The sequence below is a fragment of the Paraglaciecola algarum genome (assembly GCF_021532655.1).
GTDB classification, from domain to species: domain Bacteria; phylum Pseudomonadota; class Gammaproteobacteria; order Enterobacterales; family Alteromonadaceae; genus Paraglaciecola; species Paraglaciecola algarum.
In genome coordinates, this window is record NZ_JAKGAS010000001.1 from 732,161 (window position 1) to 758,598 (window position 26,438).

The 26,438-nt window shown below is 37.5% G+C and carries 21 protein-coding genes; 10 read left to right on the top strand and 11 right to left on the bottom strand.

Annotation, left to right across the window (positions count from 1 at the left end; translation table 11 throughout):
* Positions 1–4: 4 nt before the first annotated feature.
* On the bottom strand, positions 5–1,438 hold the full coding sequence (ccoN, locus tag L0668_RS03045) for a cytochrome-c oxidase, cbb3-type subunit I (protein WP_235310579.1): 1,434 nt from the start codon (positions 1,436–1,438) through the stop codon (positions 5–7).
* A gap of 233 nt (positions 1,439–1,671) precedes the next feature.
* On the opposite strand from ccoN, the gene L0668_RS03050 reads away from it, so the two are divergent.
* The gene (locus L0668_RS03050) at positions 1,672–2,139 is read left to right on the top strand and encodes a hypothetical protein (RefSeq protein ID WP_235310580.1); all 468 of its coding nucleotides are present in this window, start codon (positions 1,672–1,674) and stop codon (positions 2,137–2,139) included.
* Between the two features lie 93 nt (positions 2,140–2,232).
* On the opposite strand, the gene bfr (L0668_RS03055) is transcribed toward L0668_RS03050, so the two are convergent.
* From bfr (L0668_RS03055) to L0668_RS03065, 3 genes are all read right to left on the bottom strand, one after another.
* Entirely contained in the window at positions 2,233–2,700 is a 468-nt protein-coding gene (bfr, locus tag L0668_RS03055) for a bacterioferritin (protein ID WP_235310581.1), read from the bottom strand.
* A gap of 3 nt (positions 2,701–2,703) precedes the next feature.
* Complete coding sequence (bfr, locus tag L0668_RS03060; protein WP_235310582.1) at positions 2,704–3,177, bottom strand: bacterioferritin; 474 nt, start codon at positions 3,175–3,177, stop codon at positions 2,704–2,706.
* Between the two features lie 114 nt (positions 3,178–3,291).
* Positions 3,292–4,890, bottom strand: coding sequence for a cation:proton antiporter domain-containing protein (locus L0668_RS03065; RefSeq protein WP_235310583.1), 1,599 nt, complete (start codon positions 4,888–4,890; stop codon positions 3,292–3,294).
* 132 nt (positions 4,891–5,022) lie between these two features.
* Between L0668_RS03065 and L0668_RS03070 the strand changes: the two genes are divergently transcribed.
* Together L0668_RS03070 and L0668_RS03075 are read left to right on the top strand one after the other, a co-directional pair.
* Positions 5,023–5,940, top strand: a complete 918-nt coding sequence (locus L0668_RS03070) for a ThuA domain-containing protein (RefSeq protein WP_235310584.1) — start codon at positions 5,023–5,025, stop codon at positions 5,938–5,940.
* A gap of 392 nt (positions 5,941–6,332) precedes the next feature.
* On the top strand, positions 6,333–7,109 hold the full coding sequence (locus L0668_RS03075) for an IclR family transcriptional regulator (protein WP_235310585.1): 777 nt from the start codon (positions 6,333–6,335) through the stop codon (positions 7,107–7,109).
* Positions 7,110–7,155: 46 nt separating this feature from the next.
* Here L0668_RS03075 and L0668_RS03080 read toward each other — a convergent pair whose 3' ends face one another.
* The gene (locus L0668_RS03080) at positions 7,156–7,836 is read right to left on the bottom strand and encodes a putative glycoside hydrolase (RefSeq protein WP_235310586.1); all 681 of its coding nucleotides are present in this window, start codon (positions 7,834–7,836) and stop codon (positions 7,156–7,158) included.
* Between the two features lie 318 nt (positions 7,837–8,154).
* Here L0668_RS03080 and L0668_RS03085 point away from each other — a divergent pair, with 318 nt between their 5' ends.
* From L0668_RS03085 to L0668_RS03095, 3 genes are read left to right on the top strand one after another with little or no spacing between them, the layout of a single operon-like run.
* Positions 8,155–9,174, top strand: coding sequence for a zinc-binding alcohol dehydrogenase family protein (locus tag L0668_RS03085; RefSeq protein WP_235310587.1), 1,020 nt, complete (start codon positions 8,155–8,157; stop codon positions 9,172–9,174).
* Complete coding sequence (locus L0668_RS03090) at positions 9,164–10,000, top strand: amidohydrolase family protein (RefSeq protein WP_235310588.1); 837 nt, start codon at positions 9,164–9,166, stop codon at positions 9,998–10,000. The genes L0668_RS03085 and L0668_RS03090 overlap by 11 nt, the downstream gene beginning before the upstream one ends.
* 9 nt (positions 10,001–10,009) lie before the next feature.
* A complete protein-coding gene (locus L0668_RS03095; RefSeq protein WP_235310589.1) occupies positions 10,010–10,945 on the top strand; it encodes an aldo/keto reductase in 936 nt (311 codons plus the stop codon).
* Between the two features lie 116 nt (positions 10,946–11,061).
* On the opposite strand, the gene L0668_RS03100 is transcribed toward L0668_RS03095, so the two are convergent.
* Complete coding sequence (locus L0668_RS03100) at positions 11,062–12,588, bottom strand: UxaA family hydrolase (RefSeq protein WP_235310590.1); 1,527 nt, start codon at positions 12,586–12,588, stop codon at positions 11,062–11,064.
* Positions 12,589–12,736: 148 nt separating this feature from the next.
* Here L0668_RS03100 and fucP point away from each other — a divergent pair, with 148 nt between their 5' ends.
* Together fucP and L0668_RS03110 are read left to right on the top strand one after the other, a co-directional pair.
* Positions 12,737–14,152, top strand: a complete 1,416-nt coding sequence (gene fucP / locus L0668_RS03105) for an L-fucose:H+ symporter permease (protein WP_235310591.1) — start codon at positions 12,737–12,739, stop codon at positions 14,150–14,152.
* 95 nt (positions 14,153–14,247) lie between these two features.
* A complete protein-coding gene (locus L0668_RS03110) occupies positions 14,248–15,516 on the top strand; it encodes a glycoside hydrolase family 117 protein (protein ID WP_235310592.1) in 1,269 nt (422 codons plus the stop codon).
* A 22-nt stretch (positions 15,517–15,538) separates the two neighbouring features.
* Here L0668_RS03110 and L0668_RS03115 read toward each other — a convergent pair whose 3' ends face one another.
* The 5 genes from L0668_RS03115 to L0668_RS03135 all read right to left on the bottom strand — a co-directional run bounded on the left by L0668_RS03115 (position 15,539) and on the right by L0668_RS03135 (position 23,236).
* On the bottom strand, positions 15,539–15,940 hold the full coding sequence (locus tag L0668_RS03115) for a tryptophan 7-halogenase (protein WP_268820149.1): 402 nt from the start codon (positions 15,938–15,940) through the stop codon (positions 15,539–15,541).
* A gap of 62 nt (positions 15,941–16,002) precedes the next feature.
* Positions 16,003–17,418: a DUF1501 domain-containing protein gene (locus L0668_RS03120; protein ID WP_235310594.1), complete on the bottom strand. Its 1,416-nt coding sequence runs from the start codon at positions 17,416–17,418 to the stop codon at positions 16,003–16,005.
* Between the two features lie 51 nt (positions 17,419–17,469).
* Positions 17,470–20,688: a DUF1553 domain-containing protein gene (locus L0668_RS03125; protein ID WP_235310595.1), complete on the bottom strand. Its 3,219-nt coding sequence runs from the start codon at positions 20,686–20,688 to the stop codon at positions 17,470–17,472.
* Positions 20,688–21,851 (bottom strand): NHL repeat-containing protein, encoded by a 1,164-nt coding sequence (locus L0668_RS03130; RefSeq protein ID WP_235310596.1) that lies wholly within the window; start codon positions 21,849–21,851, stop codon positions 20,688–20,690. Before L0668_RS03130 ends, L0668_RS03125 begins: the two co-directional genes overlap by 1 nt.
* Positions 21,852–21,853: 2 nt before the next feature.
* Positions 21,854–23,236: a c-type cytochrome domain-containing protein gene (locus L0668_RS03135; protein WP_235310597.1), complete on the bottom strand. Its 1,383-nt coding sequence runs from the start codon at positions 23,234–23,236 to the stop codon at positions 21,854–21,856.
* Positions 23,237–23,361: 125 nt separating this feature from the next.
* Here L0668_RS03135 and L0668_RS03140 point away from each other — a divergent pair, with 125 nt between their 5' ends.
* Complete coding sequence (locus tag L0668_RS03140) at positions 23,362–24,228, top strand: helix-turn-helix domain-containing protein (protein WP_235310598.1); 867 nt, start codon at positions 23,362–23,364, stop codon at positions 24,226–24,228.
* Between the two features lie 238 nt (positions 24,229–24,466).
* Entirely contained in the window at positions 24,467–26,380 is a 1,914-nt protein-coding gene (locus L0668_RS03145; RefSeq protein ID WP_235310599.1) for a hypothetical protein, read from the top strand.
* Positions 26,381–26,438: the final 58 nt, after the last annotated feature.

A 26,438-nucleotide genomic window follows, 5' to 3' on the forward strand; every position in this document is an offset into this window, starting at 1 on the left:
CTCCTTATGCTGTTTTAGCTTCTTCAAAAGCGGGTTCTTGCAAACTATCGCCTTTGATTGTTCGATAACAGTTATAGGCCATGATCAACATTCCTAAAACTACGAATACTCCACCAATAAACCTAACCAGGTAGAATGGCATTGACGCCTCTAAAGATTCAACAAAGCTGTATGTTAATGTGCCATCTGCGTTAATTGCACTCCACATTAGACCTTGTAAAACACCAGATATCCACATGGCAACGATATATAACACTACGCCAATTGTGGCTAACCAGAAATGGACATTTACTAATTTTAGGCTGTACATTTTTTGTCTTTCAAATAAAACTGGAATTAAATGGTAAATTGCTCCAATAGATACCATAGCGACCCAACCTAACGCGCCTGAGTGAACGTGTCCAACTGTCCAATCTGTATAGTGAGATAAGGCATTAACTGTTTTAATCGCCATCATTGGACCTTCAAAGGTCGACATACCATAAAATGATAATGAAACCACTAAGAACCTTAAAATCGGATCGGTACGTAATTTATGCCAAGCACCAGACAAGGTCATTATGCCGTTGATCATCCCCCCCCAAGAAGGAACAAATAGAATAATAGACATAGCCATACCTAAAGACTGAGTCCAATCAGGTAGAGCTGTGTAATGTAAATGGTGAGGGCCAGCCCAAATATATAATGAGATTAGTGCCCAAAAGTGAACGACTGATAATCTGTATGAGAATACAGGACGTCCAGCTTGTTTAGGCACAAAGTAATACATCATGCCCAAGAAACCAGCTGTTAAGAAGAATCCAACTGCGTTATGGCCGTACCACCATTGGATCATTGCATCAACAGCGCCAGAATAAAGCGAGTAGGATTTAGTTAAAGAAACAGGGATAACCATACTGTTTGCAATATGTAACACAGCTACGGTAAGCATAAATGCGCCGAAGAACCAGTTAGCTACATATATATGCGAGACCTTTCTGATTATCATAGTACCAAAAAAGTTAATAATGTAAGACAACCAAACGATAGTTAATAGTATATCAATTGGCCATTCTAACTCAGCATACTCTTTAGAGCTGGTAATGCCCATGGGTAAAGTAATTGCAGCTAAAACAATAACTAACTGCCATCCCCAGAAAGTGAAGCTCGCCAATTTGTCACTAAATAACCTAACGTGGCAGGTTCGTTGAACGACATAAAGAGATGTAGCAAATAATGCACATCCACCAAATGCAAAAATAACTGCATTGGTATGAAGCGGCCGTAACCTAGAGAAGGTTAACCAAGGTGTATCAAAGTTCAAAGCTGGCCAATATAATTGAGCTGCAATAAACACCCCAACTAACATACCAACAATGCCCCAAACTACGGTCATGACCGCAAACTGCCGAATTACTTTATAGTTGTATTCGGGATGTACTTGAATAGCTTCACTCATTTAATGAATCTTCCACTGTATTAACAATAAATTTACTGCTTCATAACAGGTTATAAACATATCAATGTTTTTACCTGCTTTTTAGGCTAAGGGTTTGAAATATCTTCTGTTATATTCTAAATCCCTACATAGGATAAGGTTATTCCTTTTAAAAAGAAAGCGAATACAACACTTGTTAGATAACTTTATTTAAATCACACTTAACATTAGTGCATTTTAACCTTAGTACAATTTTGAATCCTTCTTTTTTTAATAGAATATTAGTTAGTTTGTTGATTTTTTCAGCGTTGGTTGGTGTTTTTTTATTTTTAAATCAAAGCCCGCTGAATAATTCACCAAATCAATGTGTTGTAGATGAGAATAGTTATTGTTCGATAACATTGGGGCAGGAACTGGTTTATGTTAGGTTTTTGCAAGAAATTGAGTTAGAAGAAGAGTTACAAGTACAAATTAGTTTACCTAAGTCACATTTTCTTAGATCTGCTTGGGTTCAAGGTGTAAATATGTATATGGGTAAAACACCTGTCATTATTAACCAAAAATTAACAATTGAAGGAGGCGAAGGGGAAAATAGCTATCAAGGTGTTTTATTTTTAGGGGCATGCAGTGAACCCAATATGCGATGGCAACTAATAGTGCAAACCAAAGATTTAAATCAAACAACACAGGTATTTTTGGTTAATTTTAAAACGTATTATTAATTCTGTAGGTTTAAAAATTACCAATAAAAAAGGCCAATAACTAGTTATTGGCCTTGCGATAATAGTTAAACCGATTTCGGCTTAAATAATTTGTTAAAGTTGCGATTGTAAATAATTAGCTAGCCCTAAACGTTTTATAAGGCCTAACTGCTGCTCTAACCAATAAGCGTGATCCATTTCAGTGTCATCTAAGAGTACCAATAACATATCTCTGGTCACATAATCTTGCTCTTGTTCACACAAACTAATTGTGTCTTTTAAGGCTTGCGTCACTGCGTATTCCACGCGCAAATCACTTGCCAACATAGCAGGGACATCATCGCCAATAATGAGTCCATCACGATTAACCATGTTTGGACGACCTTCCAAAAACAAAATTCGTTCGATTAGTTTTGTTGCATGGCCTTTTTCATCTTCAAATTCATGGGCTATACGTTCATACAATTTATTTAACCCCCAATCCTGATACATTTGAGAATGAATAAAGTACTGGTCCATTGCCGCTAACTCGTAGGCTAACAAAGCATTAAGTTGTTCAATAATTACTGCTTGACCTTTCATGATTTAGTCCTCTTCAACTTGGGCTTGAAGATAATTTTCAATACCCATATTAGTGATTTGATACTCTTGAGTTTCAATCCAATCTATGTGGTCTTCTTCATAAGACAAAATAGACTCTAAAATATCTCGAGATACAAAATCTTGTTTCTGCTCACATAAGCTAATTGCATTCTTTAATAAAGGAATTTGGCCATTTTGAAATGTCATATCACACTTCAACATTTCAATGGTTTCTTCACCGATCATTAACTTACCTAACATTTGTAAATTAGGCAGGCCTTCAAGAAACAATACCCTTTCAATTAATTGGTCAGCTTGTTTCATATCTTTGATGGATTTTTTATATGACTTATTATTTAACTTTTCCAGCCCCCAGTTTTTAAACATACGAGCGTGTAAAAAATACTGATTTATTGAGGTTAACTCATAAGTCAAAATTTCATTCAATGCGGCTACAACTTGTTTATCACCCTTCATCGGTTAATTTTCCTATTAATCAAAGCTTAAGAGCATAGTATAGAGGTTGTTTAAGATGAAAACCAATCTAATATCTAAAAAAACCATTAAAAACAACATGATAAGTAATGATAATTATTCTTGTTTTAATGTCTTTTTAGTTTGCTGTTTATTTAAAATCAGCTGTAAACTTTCTTCAGCAAAACCAGTACCTGCTTCCGTGAAGAAGTTAAATACTTTGTCAGAGCCTGCTTTTAAAAGAGGTTCAACTTGGTCTTGGTATCGGGCAATTGAGGCTATTTTGCCTTGGTAGTTTGCGTGCTGTAATTGTTCTGTGATATTACAAATATCATCAATTGAGGGAAGGGCTAATAAAACCAAATTCACCTTAGTTAAATCCATGTTTTCCCATAAATCCACATCTTCACCATCACCTACTAATACTTGATACCCTAACTTTTTTAACTTATTTATTCGTACTGGGTCTGCATCCATTCCCCATACTTTTCTCCCAACCATTTGATGTAATGAAGCGTAGGCCCCTTTGCCCACTCGACCTAAACCAATAACGATAATTTCGGCATCCTTAGGCTGCACAAATGTATCTTCAGGTAAACGAACGTTTTGTTCAAAAAACTTCAATTTTAATTTTAATCGGTTGTACTGATTATGAGAGTTTTTATAGGCAAAGCTGGTAAGTACAAAAGAGAAAGAAACGGCAATGGCCAATACCACTAACCATTCTTGAGGAAGCCATTTAAGATTGACTAATAGTGCGACCACAATTAAACCAAATTCACTGTAATTTGATAACACTAAACTCGCCAGGTAGCTGGTTCTGGCTCTTAATTTGAGTAGACTAAATAGTTTGAAAAATAGAACAAATTTAATAGGAATAAATAAACAAAGGACTAAGGCAGTCAGTGTTAATTCTAAAGTGGGTAATTCGCTTAATCCTATGGTTAAAAAGAAGCCAATTAAAAATAAGTCTTTAAAGCTCATTAAGGATTTAGATAACTCTGCTGATTTTTGATGGGTTGCCACAAACATGCCAATAATTAACGCGCCTAAATCACCTTTAACTCCAACCAGTTCAAACAGTTCATAGCCACCAAATGCTAACATGAAACCGGACAAAACAAGTAACTCACCGTGTCCAACTGATTCCAATATTTTTGACCAAAGAGGTTTGACAAAAAACAACAATAATAAACCTAAGGCCCAAACAGAGGGGACTTTTCCAGTTGCAATAACTAAAAATAAAACGGCAATGATATCCTGCATAACCAAAATGCCGATGGCTAACGTGCCATGGCGAGTTTTTATTTCGCCATTATCTTCTAATATTTTGACTATACAGACGGTACTACTAAAACTTAATGAAAATGCCAGCAAAGCTTGAGTGGTCCAGTCTAACTCTGCGAATGCACTGAGCCCAATCCAAGATAGGGAAATTAATAGTACATTAATTAATGTAATCCAAATAAATGTATGAGAAATACTCCCAAGCCATACTTCTTTTTTATATAGATCTTTAATATTTAACTTTAAGCCAATGGTAAATAACATTAATGTAATACCAAAATTAGCAATATTCTGCAGAGCTTGTGTTGCTGTAAAGTCAAAATAATTTAATGTAAAACCTGCCAATAAATAGCCAATTAAGGTTGGTAATCTGAGAAGCTTTAAAACCAACCCAAATACAAATGCAAGCAGAATAAAAGCAAATTCCATAGGATGTACTTTTTAGTTAAGAATACTTATATGTTAATGCTTTTTATTTGGAAAGCTAGGGCATAAAAGTATATGTAATTGTTTTAATTAAATTAAAGTAAAAAAGCTAAATAATTATAATAAGGAATGTATATGAAAATAATAAAAACAGCTGTGACTATCTTAACTGCTACATTGTTTGTAGCTTGTATCTCTAACGAATCATCTAATATACCTATTAAGGTATTAATAGTAGATGGTCAGAATAATCACACGGTTTGGCCCAAGTCTACATTCATGATGAAACAAACCTTGGAGCAAACTAACCGTTTTGAAGTGGATATATATCGTACTTTGGTTACTTGGAAAGGTGGCAACTTACTCAATGAATATGCTTTGAACGATGGCAAAGAATATAAAGATTTAGCGTCCCCTGAGACAGATCCAATGTTTAATCCCGATTTCTCTAAGTATGATGTGGTTATCTCAAACTTTGGTTGGAAAGCCGCTCCTTGGCCTGAACAAACTAAATTAAACTTTGAAAAATTTGTAGCTAGTGGTGGTGGTTTTGTAACCATACATGCAGCAAATAATTCTTTTCCTAAGTGGAAAGCTTATAACGAAATGATTGGCTTAGGTGGCTGGGGTGGCCGCAATGAAAAAGATGGGCCATACGTATATTTTAATGATGCGGGTGAAAAAATAGTGGACCACAAAAAAGGTGGGGCAGGTGGGCATGGTAAACATCATGAATTTCAAATTGATATCCGAACCAAACAACATCCAATCACCAAAGGTATGCCAGATTCTTGGCAGCAAACCAAAGATGAATTGTACAATAGGTTACGTGGGCCAGCTAAAAATATGACAGTTTTGGCCACAGCATTTGACGACAAAAAGTATAATGGCTTTGGGCGACACGAACCTATCATGATGGCGCTAACCTACAAGAAAGGAAGGGTGTTTCATAGTACCTTAGGTCATGGCGAACCCGCCTATCAAAGCGAAGTGTTCCAAACTAGTTTAGTAAAGGGCACTGAATGGGCGGCTACAGGTAAAGTCTCTCAATAAACACTTATATTTCATATAATCTCTTTGTAATTATTCTTGATTACAAAGAGATTTTTTTTGCAACTATAAATATCATTCCTAGTTTATGCATATTTGCGAGCAATTGGTTAATAAACGACTCTGTGCTATTTTTATATACGAGCTGTCCAAGGTAAGTATAAATTTATGGGTTTTAGTTCGAAAAACGAATATTATTAATTCCCGCAAATTCTAGCAAATCTTACGCTATTTCAGCTTATTAGCGACAATAAATGCTATAAAAATTGTGTTTTTACTGATATAAAGTCGACATAGTTTGCATTATGTCTACAATGGTTCCAAGTTAAATTATTTGTATATAAATTTCATAAATTTATTTTCGAATCTACAAACCTTATAAGAAGAGAATGTTCATGGAAACAAAACCTCAAAAGAAATACTCAGCCCCAGCTCTTGAAAAGGGTCTTGATATATTAGAGTTACTTTCTAAAGATTCTACACCTATCGGTACTACGACTATTGCTGAACGTTTAGGTCGTTCAAATGCTGAGATATATCGTATGATTTTGGTGTTGGAACAAAGAGGTTACATCGAAAAAGAAGACGATAGTGATGGCTACTTAGTGACCAGGAAATTGTTACAATTAGGTACCGAGCATGAACCAGTAAAAGATATTTTGGAATATGCCTACCCGATAATGCGCAAATTGGCTGATGACACATCTATGTCTTGCCACATTGCGGTTGAATCACAAGATCAAATTGTGGTTATAGCTCGAGCTGAATCACCCAACTTAATGTCATACTCAGTTAGAGTGGGTTATAGACGTCCAATTTTGTATTCAGCGTCTGGGCAAATATTGTTTGTACATCAAGAAGCTGAAAAGAAAGAATCTATGCTTAAAATGTTAAGTAATTATCATTCTGAAAGTGAAATAAATGAATTTATGGCTAAATGTAAGAAAGTAGCCAAGCAAGGAATTTTAAAAGCCCCTAGCCTCTATGTAACAGGTGTTGTTGATTTAGCTTATCCTATAATGGACGGCAATATGGCTGTTGCTTCGCTCACTGTTCCTTATATTGAAAGGATCCCAGAGGAAAAATCAATTGAGGAAGTTATTGAAAAACTTAAAGCCGCTGCGGATGAGCTATCTAAAGCGTTGACATACGGTATAGTGCGTAAATCATAAAATATCTAAACTGCCGCTTTAACACATATCAAAGCGGCTCCGTTTTTTAAACCTTACAGCCTTTGTCGCCTGCATCCATTGCAACTAATTGAATACTTTTAATTTCAAGCTCTAACTTTCCTTGCGTTGCAATACTCAATACATTAGTTACCTTAGTAAAATCAAAGTCACCATTTCTATTAAAGCAATTTAATGGAATTGGAAGCTGAATCCATTCATCCTTTTTAGTACTTTTAAGAATATTTTTTATCGGGAATTCTCCCGTACATTTATTTGAATTGTTACATTGCATACTTAAGTTTACGTTTTCATTTGGCCTACGAAGGACTTTTATTTCAAGCGCTAAGGCAGCTGAGTCTTCTACGGATGATAAATCTATATTGTGTCTACCAATGGAAAAAAATGTATTACCAAGTTGATTACCTCCCCATTCATTTTTTACTTTTTTGCCACTCCATTTTAAATAAAGACCAGATAAAGCTTTGTTCTCAATAATTGGCTCTATTACTAAGCTTTTTCTTTTAGTAGCTAAATCCCCGTTTTCTAGTGGAATAAAATAGTTCATCGAATTCCCCGCGTAAGCGACCCAATTAGGGACAGCTTTTCCATTCATCAAATATTGACTTATTGGATTAAACTTTTCAGCATTAGCCTCTAGTGTTGTAAAACAAAGTAATACAAATATTGCTTTGAATCTTGTGTTTATCTTCCAATTATTTATTTTCATCACCAAACCCCTTTACGATTATTGGTATTTATATATAAAAAACATTATGCACAAATAGCTCACAAATGTATTTTAATTTTTTTCATTTATTTAACATTCTCATTGATTAATTTTACATTACACATAATAATACGCCTTATTGTGTGGGTGTGTATATTATCGAGCGATGTTTAGCGGTTTTAGTAAAGCAGCTTATTATCGTAAATATAAAACGATATATTCATATTCAAATATTGCTGGTAAAAAGTATGGTGTGCGTTTAGAATTAATCACATTAAATATAAATTAGATTATTTACTATAGGGAGAGGAAACACATATGAGAGCAGTAGTGTGTGTGGAGCCAGGCGTTCTTGAATATAAAGAATTTGAGAAACCTGAACCTAAAGCCGGTGAAGTACTGGTAAAAATTAAATCCATTGGTGTATGTGGAACAGACATCCATGCTTTTGGGGGTAACCAACCATTTTTTGAATATCCTAGAGTGTTAGGACATGAATTAGCTGGTGTTGTTGAAAAAGTTGGTGAGGGAGTTGATTTAGCTTCTGGTAAATCCGTATACATTATTCCTTATATTAGTTGTGGAACATGTATCGCGTGTCGAAATGATAAAGGTAATTGCTGTACAAATATAGAAGTAATAGGCGTTCATAGAGATGGTGGTATGTGCGAATATATCTGTGTGCCGGTTAAATATGTTGTGCATACTGAAGGGCTTAGTTTTAACGATTTGGCTGTAGTAGAGTGCTTTTCTATTGGGGCTCATGCGGTACGTCGAGCAGAAATAAAGGAAACAGATACAGTATTGGTTATGGGATCTGGCCCTATTGGTATCGGCGCTATACAATTTTCTCAAATGTCTGGAGCTAAGGTATTGGTTTCAGACATAGATCAAGCCAAAACTAAGTTTTGCCTCGAGAATTATGGTGTTGACGGCACAGTCAATGCGTTAGGCGACGTTACTCAACAATTAAGTGAGTTAACTAACGGAGAATTCCCTACTGTCATTATTGATTGCACGGGAAATGTAAAAGCAATGGAATCAGCGATTACTAATCTAGCTCATGGCGGTAAAATTGTTTATGTAAGCGTGGTAAAAGCAAATATCTGTTTTAATGACCCTGAATTTCATAAACGTGAAACGACTCTTTTAGGCAGTAGAAATGCTACTAAAGAGGATTTTGAAAACGTGGTTAATGGTCTAAAAGATGGCACTTTAAAAAGCAATGGTTTTATTACCCACACAGCTCAATTTAGTAAAATGGTAGAGAGCTTTGAAACATGGACTAAGCCTGGATCAGGAGTAATTAAAGCGGTAATAGAGATGGATGATGCTTAAGGTTGATGCACACCAACATTTTTGGCGCTTTACTGAAGAAGACTATGGATGGATAGGGGAAGAAGATAAAGTACTAAAGAAAGACTTTTTACCAGAACAACTATCTATCTTACTGAAAGAAAATGATATGGATGCTTGTGTTGCGGTACAAGCTCGCCAATCTATTGAGGAAACTAATTGGTTAATTGAGTTGGCTGATCAATATAACTTTATAAAAGGGGTTGTTGGTTGGCTTGATTTAAAAGCGGATGATCTAGAGCAACAATTATTAGGTTATAAAGACAAACCATGTCTAAAAGGGTTTCGTCATGTGTTGCAAGCAGAGCCTGATCCAAACTTTATGCTAGATCCTAAATTTATTCGTGGTTTACATATCTTAGAAAAACATGGTTATTGTTACGACTTACTTATTTTTGCCCACCAGCTTCCACATGCCCTTAAATTAGTTAAACAAGTACCTAATTTAAAAATTGTCATTGATCATATTGCAAAACCTCAGATTGCAAGCGGTACTGGTTTTAAAGAATGGCAAGTGATCATGAACGAACTTGCTGAGTTTCCAAATGTGTACTGTAAGGTGTCTGGTATGGTGACTGAAGCCGATTTGAAAAATTGGCAGCCAAGTGACTTCACGCCATATTTAAACGCAGTGTTTAACGCATTTGGCACCAGCAAAGTAATGTTTGGTTCTGATTGGCCAGTGTGTTTATTAGGTGGTAGTTACTCAGACATCAAGAATATAGTAGTAGATTATCTGCAGCCTAATTGTTCAGACAACTTTGATGATGTGTTTGGTACTAATGCTGTAAAGTTTTATCAATTGTAAGAGGTTTGTGTGGAATACAATGCTTTAGGTAAGACAGGCCTTAAACTGTCAAAACTGAGTTACGGAGCCTCACCTTTAGGCGGTGTATTTAGAAACATTAGTGAACAAGACGGCATCAAAACCGTGCATACAGCACTTGACCTTGGTATTAACCATATTGACGTATCGCCTTACTATGGTCTGACTGTGGCCGAAACTGTTTTAGGTAAAGCCTTAAAAACGGTACCCAGAGACAAATACATTTTGTCTACCAAAGCAGGTCGCTACGGCTCTGACTTTGCTGATTTTGATTTTTCAGCTAAACGTATTCGCAAAAGTTTGGATGAAAGCTTGTCTCGCTTGCAAGTAGATGGTGTGGATATTTTGTATCTACATGACATTGAATTTGGTAATTTACAACAAGTGTTCGATGAATCTATCCCTTGTTTAATGGATTTAAAGAAAGAAGGGAAAGTACGTTACATAGGTGTAACAGGTTATCCAATTAAAATATTTGCTGAGACAATCAAGCAGTTCGATATTGATTGCATTTTAACCTATTGCCGTTACGCGTTACACGACACAGCGTTAGAAACCTTGATCCCAGAGCTTGATATTAAAGGTGTGGGCATAATCAATGCCTCACCTACAGCAATGGGCGTGTTAACCAGCCGTGGTGCACCAGAGTGGCATCCTGCGCACAAAGATATGTTAGCTGCAGGTGCTAAAGCAGTGGAATATTGTAAGCAAAAAGGCATTGATATTACCCAAGTCGCTTTACAATTTGCGATTGACCATCCATCTATCACCTCTACTTTAGTTGGCACCGCTAATCCCGCTAATATTGAAAAGAATGTGAAGTGGGCACAAAGTAAAGCAGACCCAGAACTGATTGCCACCTTACGTGGTTTCTTTGATGGTATACCGAATACATGGCCTTCAGGTCATGCCAAGTATCAAGACTAATCCCTTATGTGGTCTTAATCGGGTTTTGTGTTTATTTTGATAAATGTGTAGTAATTAAAAAAAGCGATCTTCGGATCGCTTTTTTGTTGGGGACTCATGAGGTGATTACCTTAGACTTAAAGTGTCACTCCATTTTTCCAAATAGCGACTTCACGATTATCGTTAATTTCATTGTTCGTTAATTTACCAGAGGCCACTTCTAAAATATAATCAAATAGTTTGTCTGCACACTCATCTACATCTAAACCAGCATCTAAAATTTGTCCTGCATTAAAATCAATCCAATGGGGTTTGCGCATAGCTAAATCTGAATTAGATGATATTTTCACTGTTGGCACAGGGAAACCTAAAGGCGTTCCTCTACCTGTGGTAAATAACACTATATTTGCTCCTGCGGCTGCCAATGCGGTTGAGGATACTGCATCATTACCTGGTGCTTGTAATAAGGTTAAACCTGGCTTTACTGAGGCTTTCATACCGTAATCCAACACTTCGTTTATAATAGCCTTACCGCCTTTTTGGATGGCCCCAAGAGATTTTTCTTCAAGAGTAGTTAGTCCGCCAGCTTTGTTACCTGGTGATGGGTTTTCGTAAATTGGTTGATTGTTATCGATGAAATATTGTTTAAATTCATCTACTAAACTGACTATCTGTGAAAAAATTTGTTTAGATTGAGCGCGATCCATTAATACCTGTTCTGCGCCAAACATCTCAGGGGTTTCGGTTAGGATCACGCGCCCTCCAAAATGTGTCAGTTTATCGGTGACTCTACCTACGATAGAGTTGGCTGTTAGACCGCTAAACCCATCAGAGCCACCACATTTCATGCCTAAGGTTAATTTAGAAACCGGTTGAGAGGTACGTTTGTCTTTTGCCATTTCAACAAGTAGTTCTTCAATACAAGCCATACCTTGGTCGATTTCATTAGACACTTCTTGGGAGTTAAAATAACGGATTCGGTTCATATCTAAACCCGTTGTGGAGGCTATGAGCTGTGAAAGTTGGTTATTTTCACAACCTAATCCAATAACCACAACACCGCCTGCGTTAGCATGCTGAATCAAACTCGCTAATATGTTTTTAGTATTAGATAAATCATCGCCTAATTGAGAGCAGCCATAGGGGTGGGTAATTGCAATAAAGTCATCTGCTTGCCCAGCAAATTTTACGCGGCTTAAATCTGTAATACGCTTTGCAGCTTGGTTCACACAACCTACCGTGTTAATGACCCAAATTTCGTTTCGAATACCTACCTGACCATTATTTCTTAGATAGCCTTCAAACTGAGGGCAATTAGGATCTACAGGTGGCACTTTAGGTTCACATGGGTATTGGAAAGATTCACTACCATCAAGATTAGTGGCTAAATTATGGCTATGTACATGTTCACCGGCTGAAATATCTTGGGTTGCTTGGCCTATGCTGTAGCCATATTTGACTATATGTTCGCCTTTTTCAATATCTGTCATCGCTATTTTATGACCTGCCGTGATGTCATTTTTTAAAGCTAATTCTAAATCATTGACCAACACAGAGATGCCTTGGGCTAGAGGCTTGATCGCAACTAATACGTTGTCTTGTGGATGCACTTGTATAATGAGGCGTTCATTTTCATTAGTAATAGATGAGGTTAAGTCTTGCACAGTTATTCCAAAATTAAGCAAATCATGGAGTGAATATATCATTTATATTTGAATGTGTTAATTTATAAATGATTAATTAATTCTTAACATTTGTTAACAATTGGTGCATAGTACTTTAATAACAATAAAAGATAACTTGGAGTTAACAATGAGTGAAAATTCGACCGAATTTAAGTTGGGTGCGGATGCAGGATCCACTAAGCCTAAAATATTAGAAGCAAAATATATAATACCCTTTATTTTAGTAGCCAGTTTATTTCCATTATGGGGATTTGCTAATGATGTAACAAACCCGTTAGTGAAAGCATTTAAAGATATATTCTTAATTTCAAATGCACAAAGTAGCTTAGTGCAATTTGCATTTTATTTAGGTTATGGGGTGATGGCTATTCCAGCCGCAATATTTATACGTAAATATTCTTATAAGGCTGGTATTTTATTAGGTTTAGCTTTGTACGCTGCTGGCGCTGCTTTGTTTATTCCTGCAGCAAGTTACGCTGAGTTTAATTATTTCCTAGCGGCACTTTGGATAATAACCTGTGGATTAGCTTTGTTAGAAACCACAGCTAATCCTTATGTGTTGTCTATGGGACATCCTGATACTTCCACACAAAGACTAAACTTAGCTCAAGCCTTTAATCCTATTGGTTCTTTAACCGGTATGTTTATCGCTTCAACTTACATACTAAATGAATTAAAAGTAGCTGAATTTAGGGCAAATGAGCAGGCTGCCCATCCAGAATATGCAGATATGCTACCTTCAGTGGTGGATGGAAAACTAACTACAGCATTAGAAACTTTTTCAAAAACTAATCCGGTTGAACATCAAGCTATGCAAGCAGCTGATTTAGCCACGGTACAAGGCCCATATGTGGCTATTGCGTGTGTCGTAGCCGTGCTATTTTTTGTATTTTTATTTAATAAATTGCCTAAGACCATGTCTCATGATCACCCTCTAACGGGTAAGGAATTAAAAGAAACATTTGGTCGTTTGTTTAAAAATGGCTGTTACTTAGAAGGCGTAGTGGCACAAGCATTTTATGTAGGTGCACAAATTATGTGCTGGACATTTGTTATCCACTACGGCATGACATCAGTGGGCTTAACTGCTTCTGAAGCCCAAGGATATAATATGTGGGCCATGGGGATATTCTTAGCTAGCCGTTTTATTTGTACTTTCTTGTTAGGCTTTATACGTCCAGGTCAATTATTAATGGTCTTGGCGGTAGGTGGTTTCTTATTGACTATCCCGGTAATTTTTGTCGGTGGTTACCTAGGGCTTTACAGCCTAATCGGTATCTCAGCTTGTATGTCTTTAATGTTCCCAACCATTTACGGTATTGCACTTAAAGGTATGGGGGATGATGCTAGCTTGGCCTCTGCTGGTTTGGTTATGGCAATTGTAGGTGGTGCGTTAATGCCGCCAATGCAGGGAGCTCTAATTGACGGTGGTGAGCTTATCTCTGGAATTCCATCAGTACAAACCTCATTCACCCTGCCAGCGATATGTTTTGTAATGATATGCCTGTTTGGATATAGAGCACATACTAAATATAAAGTGTAATTATTAGGATTAATCTTAATAAAATATAGTTAATTGTATACAATAACTCCTCGTATTGTTTAAATATGCGGAGTTTTTTATGGAGAATAAATTTTATGAATATGTCTAAGCTAGCCTTAGCAAGTTTGATCTCAGGCTTGTTTCTGCAAGGCTGTGTAGTGCATGTCTCTACTGATAAAGCCAAACAGAATAACCAGCAAGATAAACAGATTAAACAGCCAAGTTATACTCAAGCAGATTACGACTTTTTAGCCATAAGTGATCCTAATAAACTCAGTGCTGCTTCTAAGCGCGCCTTAGAACGTAACTATCATAAAAACTCGGATTGGTTTGGTCGTTTTAGCAAACAAACTTTAAAAGGGGACTTTGCATACGAAGCCGGTGTAGTAAGGCGAGATCCTAGTAAAGTTCTACTAATTGATGATCTTTATTATACCTGGTATTCAAAATCTGTAGGAGATAGCTACGGCTTTGGAACGGGTGATCCGGATGCAAAAGTATTCCCTTGGGACAAAACAGAAATCTGGTATGCAAGCTCTAAAGACGGCATAACATGGAAAGAGCAGGGTAAAGCCGTGGGGGCTGGAGAAAAGGGCAGTTATGATGATCGCTCAGTTTTCACGCCCGAAATCTTATCCCATCAAGGCAAATATTATTTGGTATATCAAACGATCAAAGCGCCTTATGTGAATCGTGTAAAAAATCAAGTGGGTATGGCTATTGCCGATAGTCCCCACGGGCCTTGGAAAAAGTTGGACAAGCCGATCTTATCAGCGGCTAACAATGGAATTTGGGAAGGTGATGAAGACAATCGTTTCTTAGTTAAAAAGCAAGGGGACTTTGATAGTCATAAAGTTCACGATCCCACCTTGATGTTTTATCGAAATAAATTCTATTTGTACTACAAAGGCGAACGTATGGGAGAACGTTTAACCGCTGGCGGTAGAGAAATCCGCTGGGGTGTTGCCATTTCAGATAAACCAGAAGGGCCTTATATTAAATCAGAATTTAACCCCATTACCCAAAGTGGTCATGAGTTAGCTATTTGGCAATACCAAGATGGCATTGCCATGATCTCATGTAAAGATGGTCCTGAGCAAGGCACCATGCAGTATGCTAGTGACGGCATTAACTTTGAAATTATGTCTTATATCCAAGATATACCCAATGCTATTGGCACTGTACCTTCGTTAGATGGTGAGCAATACCCAGGTGCTGCTTTAGCTTGGGGCTTGTCTCACGAATATCATATTCCTAAAGGCAAACAATGGTTTGAGGGCTTTAACTATATCACTAGGTTCACTTTTTCACCGAATAAACAAGCTCAACGAAGTGAGTCTGTGATGGGTAAAAAGAAGAGTTAGGTTAGTTATTGTAAATTCCGGTCTAAATCGATAGACCATTATAATCAGGTAAAGACGCCACATCATGCTGTATGATGTGGCTTATCATTTTAAAATAGTCTCTAGCTGTATCAAGATCGACTGGTGGATTGTTGAACTTTTTATAGTTAGGTAAATAGTTTTGTCCCACTAAAACTTGAAACCAGCTTGGGTAAGAGAATAGGCTTTGTTTAGGTAATGTGATAAAGCCGGTTTGTTTAAATTCCGCTAAATGTTTTTCGAGTGATGTAGGAATTTTCATACTAGTACAAGCCTTCCAGAAATCTGAATGCTTATTTTGTGCGGTGTAATAATGCATAAACAGTAAATTTCCAATCAAAATTAAAATCAATGACCTGTCGTTGAACAGGGTTTGTTTTAACTTCTTGTTTGTTTGAACAAGCAAATATAAATAAACAAAAAAGACTAACGATTAGCTTAGTAAAAATACCCATAAACTTGTTATCCCTAGGACAAAATGTCTTTCATTACATGGCCGTGTACGTCAGTTAATCTAAAACGTCTGCCCTGGTATTTGTAGGTTAGCTGCTCATGGTCAATGCCCATTAGGTGCAACAAAGTCGCTTGAAAATCGTGAACATGCACTGGATCTTTAATGATGTTATAGCCAAATTCATCAGTTTCTCCATATACCCCTGGTTTTACACCAGCACCTGCCATCCACATAGTAAAACAACCGGGGTGGTGGTCTCGGCCATAACCCGTTTCGGTTAATTTTCCTTGTGAATAGTTGGTTCGACCAAATTCGCCGCCCCAAATAACTAAAGTATCTTCTAACAAACCTCTTTGTTTAAGATCTTGAATTAATGCCGCTGAGGCTTGATCGGTTTTTTTACACTGAGCTTTGATCCCACCCGGTAAATTATCATGTTGATCCCAGCCTTGATGATATAGCTGAATAAATTTTACGTTTCGCTCAGCTAAACGCCTAGCTAGTAGGCAATTAGCGGCATAGGTACCAGGCTTTTTAGCATCGGGACCATACATGTCAAACACCCAATCCGGCTCGTCGGAAAGGTCTGTGGCATCTGGGATAGAGGCTTGCATTCGTTCAGCCATGTCGTATTGAGCTACACGGGATTGGATCTCTTGATCTTGCCAAGATTGATATTGCAGATCTTGTAACTTTTTAAAATGTTGAAATAAATCCCGTCTAGAGCTGGTTGAAATACCTTGCGGGTTATTTAGATAAAGCACTGGTTCTGCGCCACCACGAAATTGTACACCTTGGTGGATAGAAGGTAAAAATCCATTACCCCATAAACGAGAATACAAAGGTTGGCCGCCACTGTTGCTCGATACCATCACAATAAAAGGGGGCAGGTTGGGATTGTCTGAGCCTAATCCGTAATTTACCCATGCTCCAATGCTAGGTCGACCGGCAATAGGAAACCCTGTTTGTAAAAATGTTATGGCAGGATCGTGGTTAATCGCGTCTGTATGCATAGAGCGAACGATACATAAATCATCTACGATTTTAGCTGTGTGTGGCAATAACTCGCTGACCCATGCACCTGACTCACCATATTGTTTAAAGTCATAGACACTTCGTGCCAGTGGAAATGAGCTTTGTTGAGCACTCATTCCAGTTAATACTTGTTCCCCCCTGACTTCAGCAGGTAGCTCTTGCCCATGACGTTTGTCTAGTGTGGGTTTGTAGTCGAAGGTTTCTAATTGCGACGGGCCACCACTTTGGAATAAATAAATTACCCGTTTGGCTTTGGCTGGAATATGTGTACTGCCTAATACTCCACTTAAATCTTTTGCTTGTTGTGCCATGGCAAGATTAGGCATACCAGCAAGGGCACTTGCACCCACACCCGCTCCTAATAAACTACGACGTATAAAGTCTCTGCGATCCATAATTCTTTCCTCTACTTTTTGCGCTAGCTCTTTGCTATTACTGAATAGCTGCTATCTTTTGATCACGGCTGCGTCGTGGTTCATTAAAATGTTGGTGACTGATGTTAATGCTGCAAGTTCTGGCGTGGTATTTTCATCGCTTATTTTTGCCTCTCCAATAGCCAACAACTCGTTTGTTTGAGCAGGATTATTAGTGAAATCCGTTAAGCTTTGTTGATACATAGTTTCAATGATATTCAGTTCATCATCTTTGGGTATACGACTTGTGATCAAGCGATAACTCTTTTGCAGCTTATCTTTGACTGAGGTTGGCTCCGTCATCAATTGATTTGCCAGTACCTTAGACGCTTCAATAATTTGCGGATCATTCAGCAAAGCTAAAGCTTGAAGTGGGGTACTGGTTCTTTGACGAGTACCCACACTATAACTACGTGATGGCGCATCAAATGCCATTAAATTAGGCGGAGGCGCACTACGTTTATAGATGGTGTACATACTACGGCGGTATAAGTCTTCACCTGTGCCACGTTCGTAGGTCATGTTATTCATCTTCCAAATGCCTGCTGGCTGATAAGGTTTGACGCTCTCACCACCAATTTTCCTAACTAATAGCTGACTGGCCGCTAAGGCATTGTCACGGATCATTTCGGCACTTAATCGCGCACTTGGGCCTTTGGCTAACCAAATGTTTTCTGGATCCGCTTCATTTAGCTCAGGTGTGCTTCTTGATGATTGTTGATAGGTTTGAGACGACACCATTAATTTAATCATGTGTTTTACATCCCAACCTGACTCAATAAACTCAACTGCTAAGCAATCCAATAATTCAGGGTGGGAGGGGAGCTGACCTTGGTTACCAAAATCTTCAGGTGTGCGCACTAAGCCATTGCCAAATATCATTTGCCAATAACGGTTTACCACCACACGTGCAACTAAAGGATTGTCTTGTGAGGTTAACCATTTCGCCAAACCTAAACGGTTTTTAGGCCATTTGGGATCGAAGGGTAAAATACGTTCTGGTACTCCCGGTTCTACAGGTTGACCATGATTAGCATACCCCCCTCGCTCTAAAATATAAGCTTGTCTTCTCTCTGGTAACTCTTGCATCACCATGATTTCTTTGATGTTTTCAACTAACTGATTATGTTTAAAACGTGTTTCTTCAAGTGTCTTTACATTAGCGTTATAGTCTTGATTAACGGTTTTATTAAACAAAGCCAAAAGTTGCTCTTTGCTTGGCTGTATATCCTTATCACTTACATTATTAGCAAATTCAATTGAGGTTAGTTCTCTAGAATACACTTTGAAATTGTCTACTAAGGCATTGGGTAAACCTTTGCTTCGCCAACGTGCGCCAATTTTTAAGCCAATTTCTTTTTTCACGCCTTCTCGAGTATGTTCAATTTCTTTATATAAGTTGTCACGTTCAATCACTGTGTTAACTAACTTGCCATCTATATAAAGTTTAAGGCCGTTAGCTTTAGACGAGCCGTCGTAACTCATGGCCACATTTAACCAAGAGTCACGTGTAACTGGTGCAGTGGTTTTTATTTTTAGTGCGTTGTAAGGGTAAGAATGAGCAAATCGTACAATCCAGTGGTTGTCTTCTATGCCTAAATCAAAACCTTTAAAATTATATAAAATCCCAGCTTTGTTATAGTGAACCAGAACACCTTCTTCTATTTCTTGGGGGACCTTTACATCTATACTCAAGCTAAATGGTTTAGCTCTGTGGAAACCTTTTAACTCTGGAAAATACAAGGCATCGTCACCATTTAATTTAATCGCGCTGCGCCCTGCATTATTCACATGATGAATTTCAGGGCCATGTTTCTTTTTAGGTTTAGCGCCAAACATTACCCGACCAGGGCTTTTTATATCCACTGAGTTAACAATCTGCTCAGTGTTGTCAGTGTTGCTAAACTTGTAGTGGGCGATTAGGGCGTCTTCACCTGTGGCTTGGCTTGATATATTGGTATTTGCGGCTGTTTGTGTTTTTAACCAGGCTTCAAATTCTGCATTAGTTTGTTGCATGGATTGCAGCACATTTTCTAACTTAGATATTTTGGTGGCTAGTGTTTGTGTTTGCTGCTTTTCATGGTCATTCGGCAGCAAAATAGTGGGCACGGGCATGTCATTTGGATCATAAGAAATTTGCCCAGACTCGTCTAGATTGTTGAAAAAAGCGTAAGTCGCATAATAGTCTTTGGCACTAATTGGGTCATACTTGTGATCGTGACATTGTGCACAGTGCATGGTTAAGCCTAATAAGCCTGTACCAATTGTTTGCACGCGATCTTTCACATATTCAACCCTGAACTCTTCATTTACTATGCCGCCTTCACCATTTTGTGCGTGAATTCGGTTAAATGCCGTGGCCAGCACTTGTTCTTGGCTAGGGTTGTCTAATAAGTCACCTGCAACTTGCCAAGTAATAAACTCGTCAAAAGGACGGTTTTGATTAAATGATTCGATTACCCAATCTCGATAGGGTGACATGTCTCGGTAAAAGTCAGTACTGTAACCATGGGTGTCGGCATATCTGGCTACATCTAACCACTCAGTGGCTAGTCGTTCACCAAATGCTGGAGACTGGATTAACTTATCAATAAGTTGATCTGTGGCATTCTTATCAGGTTTTGCTAAGTATTGATCTATGGTTTCAATACTGGGTGGTAAGCCCGTTAAATCAAAGCTTAAACGTCTGACTAAACTTTCCGCATCTGCTTTTTGACTTGGTGTTAAGCCTTTGTTTTCCAGCTGTTTGGCAATGAAACTATCGATTGGATTACTACTCCAAGATGGATTTTCTATTTCTGGAACACTTGGCTTAACCGGCTTTATCAAAGCCCAATGTTTTTTGTATTCAGCGCCTTGTTCAATCCATTTTTTAATAATCGCTTTTTGACGAGGCGTTAAGGTTAGATGTGAATTCGGTGGCGGCATAATAGTGTTTTCATCATCCGACATTATTCTTTGAAAGGCTTCACTTTTTTCGGGTTTGCCAGCCACTAAGGCATATAGGCCACTGTCTGTTTGATGTTTGGTAGCATCTGCAAAGTTTGATAGGGTAAGGCCTGCTTTAGCATTACTTTTATCTGGCCCATGGCATAGATAACAGGTATCAGAAAGAATAGGTTTTACATGGTAATTAAAATCTACGTCTTCAGGAATTGGTTCGCCAAAGGTTAGTTCAGGCTCTTGACCACAGCCTAGTAAAATTACACTTAACCCAAGTGCTAAATATGGAGTTATAGCCTTGGCAATCATTACACTCGCTCCAGTTTAATTGGATAACATTGATTGGCATTCCATTGACCCACATACAGGTTTTCATCATCATCTACACACACAGCATGGCAATGATTAAACACGTCATAACTTGACTGCATGGGTTGTAGTTTTCCATTTTTGTACACAGGCTCCATTCCGCCGGGATTCGATACAACCTTGTTATCTTTATCTAAAATCGTAATAAAACCAGAGTTGGGAGCCATTTTATTGTCTATATGGGACCAACAAACCGGCGCATAAAAGTGCTCTCCTTTAAATATAGGACCACCCACATAAGCGCCAGGAAGTTCTATCGATCCAAGTAACTTCCCGTCAAGGCTATATTTCTTTATTTCCCGTTCTGCTCTAGAGCTAACTAATAAGTGGTGATTGTTTGGATCTCGTGTGTCTACCCCTATACCATGAGTATTCTTAAGGTTTAAGGCTTTATTGGTATTGTTATGGCCGCCCCAGTGACGAATATATTTGCCGTTATTGTCGTAATGAAAAACAAAGTCAGAGCCGTAACCATCAGTCACGTAAAGATCACCGTTAGGAGCAATGCATATATCAGTAGGCTGATAACGCATTTCAGGGGTATAGATACCTAAAGTGACAGGGTGGCCTATGGTATAAACAAGTTTGCCATCTAAAGTTAATTTAGAGATAAATCCAGTTTGCCTATACCATTTATTTTTCCATTGGTTGTCTGGGCGGTTTCTGTCTAACACCCAGCCGCAGTCCACTATGTAAATAAAGTCTTCACCATTTTCGTTGGAGATTTTTACGGAATGCGCGCCAGGATATTGGGTTCCCCAAGCATCTAATAATTTTCCATCTTTGTTATAAATCACAAAATTATTCACGTCGCTATCAGTCACCATAACTATGCGACCTTTAGAATCAATATCTAAACCATGACAATTTTCAACTGGAACTTTACTGGGATCTAAGTTGCCCCAAAGTGCATTTACCTTATATTTAAAGTCACCGTGGCCTACGATTTTGCCATGACCTTGTTCACGGCCAGCCTTGGGTAAAGGTCTCTTTTCTGGCTCATGGGCTTTGCTCGAACTAGCCATACCTGCCATCAATAAAGTGGCGCCTAGGCTAGTAGACTTTTGCATAAATTTACGTTTATTGTGATCAATTGAGTCCATGATTATTTTCCTGCTTTCGCTACAAAGGAAGATACAGGCATAATGCCTTGGATCTTAATGTCTGATTGATTATTAAAGATTTCTAGTTGTTCTGATGTAACTAAGGTCTCACCTAAAAACACACTTTTAAGTACTGGAAACTCACTTAAAAGAGGCAATACTGAGTTGTCTACTTGGGTTTTGTATAGGTTTAAACTCTTGAGGTTGGCAAGTGTGACTAGGCTTTGCATGCCTTGAGTGGTAATTGGATTATGTTCTAACCTTAGTTTTTGTAAATTGGTGAGCTTCGCAATCTGCACTAGTTGCCCATCTGAGGTATGGGTATTGCGTAAATTAAGTGAAACGACATGTTGACTAATATTCAATAAAGCATTCAATGCGTTTTCAGTTAGATCCTGACTTTTAACCGATAAATCAACCATTAAGTAGTTGGAATTTTGAGAAAGGGTTTTAAACACAAAACCTGCATCAACCAGTGCGATTTCTTGTTGTAAACTAATTGGCTCAATAGGTGCTAAAACAAACTCATCAGAAATACCTAATAAATTATTCAGTAACACTTTGTCTTGTTTAGTTTTAATAAATTGTGTGACTTCGCCAGTGGCCGGCGCTCCTGCTTCGATCCACCATTTAAAAGTATTAGTTTGCTCCTGAGTAAAAGGCGTTTTACCTTCGGCAGGCATAAAACCTTTTTCGCCGTGAGCCAGTGTTATACGATGATACAATTCACTGCCATGTAAATCTTGGGCGACGATAGCAGGCCCAGATTTACCGCCTTGCATGATATTCTCTAGAGTGGTTAGGTTAAGTTTGCCTTTCTGTTTACTGTCGTTATGACAACTGATACAGCGTTTTTCTAACATGGGCTGGATCACATCTAGATATACATCGGCTTGTGACAAGTCAGTAACTTTAGACCGAGGAATTTTATGAGGTGGGAAACCTAGCCCAGCTCTCACTATATTTGGCGCATGATCAACCAAATAGGTTTCACCATGGGTCATGTTGGCACCATAGTGTCCAGTACTAAATAGCAAGAATAACTGACCTACGGCTAAACCACTCACAATGAATTTATGCTGGCTTTTAAAGTAAGTTAAATAAACAAAGGCAATTATGGCAGCTAGAGCAGTAAGTATGCCAAAGGTTCTATGTATAAATACAGCATCTGGTGAGTATCCACCTGCTTGGGTTAATAACCAACCTAATATACAAGCAGCAATTGCTGACACAGCACCCCAAAACCAAATTATATTTAATAGGATGGGGCGATTGGCTCGCTTAAACTGAATAGCTAGCTCCCACAGAGCTGCCAACATCAATATACCAATAGGTAAATGCAGCACTAAAACATGAAATCTACCGAAGAATTGTGTGATATCCATTTATACATAACTTAAAATAAATTGTGATGTATATATTAATGAGCTGTTAACAAGTAAAGAAGGGTTAAACTTGACCGTGTTTTGTGTAAAATTGATTTAACTAATGAAAATTATGGAAAGCATGAATGATACCAGATAAGTATGAGACAGGATCAGGTGGTTTTGTTTGGGAAAACTTAATGCCAGATGAGGTATTTAGTCGTACCCAATTCCACGTATATGCTGCATTTGATATGAAAATTGGAGAGGAATGGACAGGTACTGAATTTATCAATCACTATAATAGATTATATTACATCAAGTCAGGGCAGGGAGTGCTGCAGTTTAAAGACAAACAAATTAGGCTTGAGGCGGGACATGTATATCTTATTCCAGCTTATCAATTAGAATCCCATTATTGTGTTGGTGAGTTAGATTTTATATGGGTGCACTTTGAGGCTAGGGTAGATTCAGGTCTAGACTTATTTATGTTGTATGGTGAAGCCATGGGTATTAAATGTAGTGATAGTTCGAAAACCGTAGAAAATTACTTAAAACTAGCTGATTTAACCCAAAATCACCACACCCAAAAGTCCTTTACTCGGACTAAAATTTTGTTGTCTCTATTGGAACCTTTTATGCTGGCCTTTGAAGAGAATGATAATGGGTTACACTCGTTTCGACATCAAACCTTGTTACCTGCTTTAACTATGATTAATGAAAATGTAGTAAATACGCCAGACGTGAAAGATATGGCAGAAGCTGCGAATATTTCACCCGAGCATTTTTCCCGTAAGTTTAAAGCCGCATTTAATATTTCTCCTAAGCGCTATATTTTGCATAAACGTATTGCACTAGCCAAACAAAAGTTACTTCTCGCTAACGCTAATATTGATCAAGTTGCAGAGCAATGTGGATTTTGTGATATATATTATTTTTCGAGAGTGTTTAAACAAGAAGTGGGAAAAACCCCAAGTGCTTTTAGAAAAGAGTATGAGTTAAAAAACTCGTAATTTCATACAGGTAGAGCGTTTAGTGACAATAATAGAATAATATTTCATTATCTATTAAGGTGATTATAATACCCAATACTGTAAACTCGGTTAAAGTTTGTAATCAATTTAAGTAATTGATTAATTAAGGGAAGGTTAGGTTATTTTACATTCTTATCGCAACAGAACACGGACAATTTATTTTTTAGCTGCAATTTTGTTACTGTTTACAAATAAGTGTCTGGCCCAACAGTATAGATTGAATTTAATTTATGATGTGAGTCAATACGAAGGGGTAAACCAGGTTGATGGTTGGCTTGACCCCCAAATAAACCTAAATAACGAAAACAGCTTTTTTTTCGCTCACCAAAGCGGTCGGATTTACTATAGCGGAAAAAGTGAGGGCTATCATAATTCAGAAATCTTGAATTTGCCTCAGGCTTTAAAAGATGACGGTTTTATGTCACTTACTAGCTTTGTGTTACATCCAAGCTTTACTAGACCAGAAGACCCTGATTATGCAACTCTATTTACCACACATACCAGTAAATACTTTCAAGCTAATATCCAAAATAGACTGACGATTGATGGAACTAATATCCCGTTTACTTATGAAACCATCATTACTGCTTGGCGTTATAACTTTCAATATCAGACAATAGATCCTGAGTCAGCTAGGGAAGTATTGCGTATTCCTATTGTGTCAAAGGAACAAGCAATACAAACAATGAAATTTAAGTCAGATAATAAGCCTTGGAGTAGAGATTTTGGCCTTTTGTATTTCTCGCTAAACTCATTGAATGATTATGCTCATATTCCAATTTATTCGGGTGCTATTCTGCGCATAAACCCCAAAAAATTTGGCGCTCGAAATTATCTGATACCTCCAAATAATCCTTTTATCAAAGACCCTAGTGTTGACGATGAAATCGTGTTTATGGGAGCAAAACATATTGAAAATTTCTATTGGGCCAAAAGCGATAACGCATCAATTTTTATCAATCACAAAAATGCTAAAAATTATTCAGTAAGTGAGGTTATGTATGGTGATGACTGGCGCAGTAAGCCTCAAATTAATCCTCAGTGGGATCTAGACGAGCTTATGCCAGCTACTTTGTATTATACAGGTAGAAAGTTTTTAGAATTAAAAGACAAATTGTTGTTTGTCACTTTAGTTGACAATAGTTGGCATGTAAACGCTCGTTCAGTACTTGATATCAACCAAGACTTCTCTGTATTTGAAGTAGTCAATATCGAACAGGAGCCTTTAAAAACAGCTAACTTGAGCCTCATTCAGGGGAAATTAGATGACATATTTATCTTTGACCGTTCCAAAAGCACGTTACACAGATTAACGTCATATAGCCAAGTTATTGATATAAATGAGACTAAAGATGAAAAAGCGGACCATGGTAATGTGATTAAATATTTTGTTATTGTTTTTGTATTTTTACCTCTGGTCTTTTTTACTTATATATACTTTGGCAAAACGGCCAAAGAACGAGCTTTTCGTCAGTATGTTAAACGTGTTATCCGTTTTAAATACAATAGCAATACCCAAATAGTCTTATTATTTAAAGGCAATAAAAAGGAGTGTTATAAACAAATCCCCATTAGCGACATCAACCGATGTGAGGTGCTATTAAATGGAACGATTATAGGTTTGGTAGACAATCAGTTAAAGAAACTATTTAGCAACCAAAAGGAAGATGAGATCCGCGAAATATTCTCAACCGAACATTTTAGTAATATGGTTGATGATAAAATGCGCAAAATTGAACTTGTGGTCCACTTAAACGCTCAGACCCATACCTTATGTGTATATCTAAGAAAAGGTAAAAATAGAGTAACAAGTACAAAGTATTTTGAATCAGTTGAAATTGTACTTGACCTGTTTTGGGACTTGTCAAAACATTTTAATCCCAAAGAGACAGAGGCTAGAGATTTTCAAGCTCCCATAGAAGTGGCTCAAGGTTATAGGCATGTGCCGATAAAGTCTGAACCATCAGAAAGTAAAAATGGGGAATATGTAGATAGTACATTGAGTGAAACTAATGATTTAACAGAACAGCCAGATCTAGTTCAAGCCATTGATAAGCTAGTTAATTTGCATAAACAAGGATATTTAAGTGATAAAGAATTTAGTCAAGCTAAAGCTAAGTTATTTAAATAGAGTAAATGCAAAAAGCCAAAGATAAATAGGCCCTAGCTTTTTGCACTAAGGGTAGACT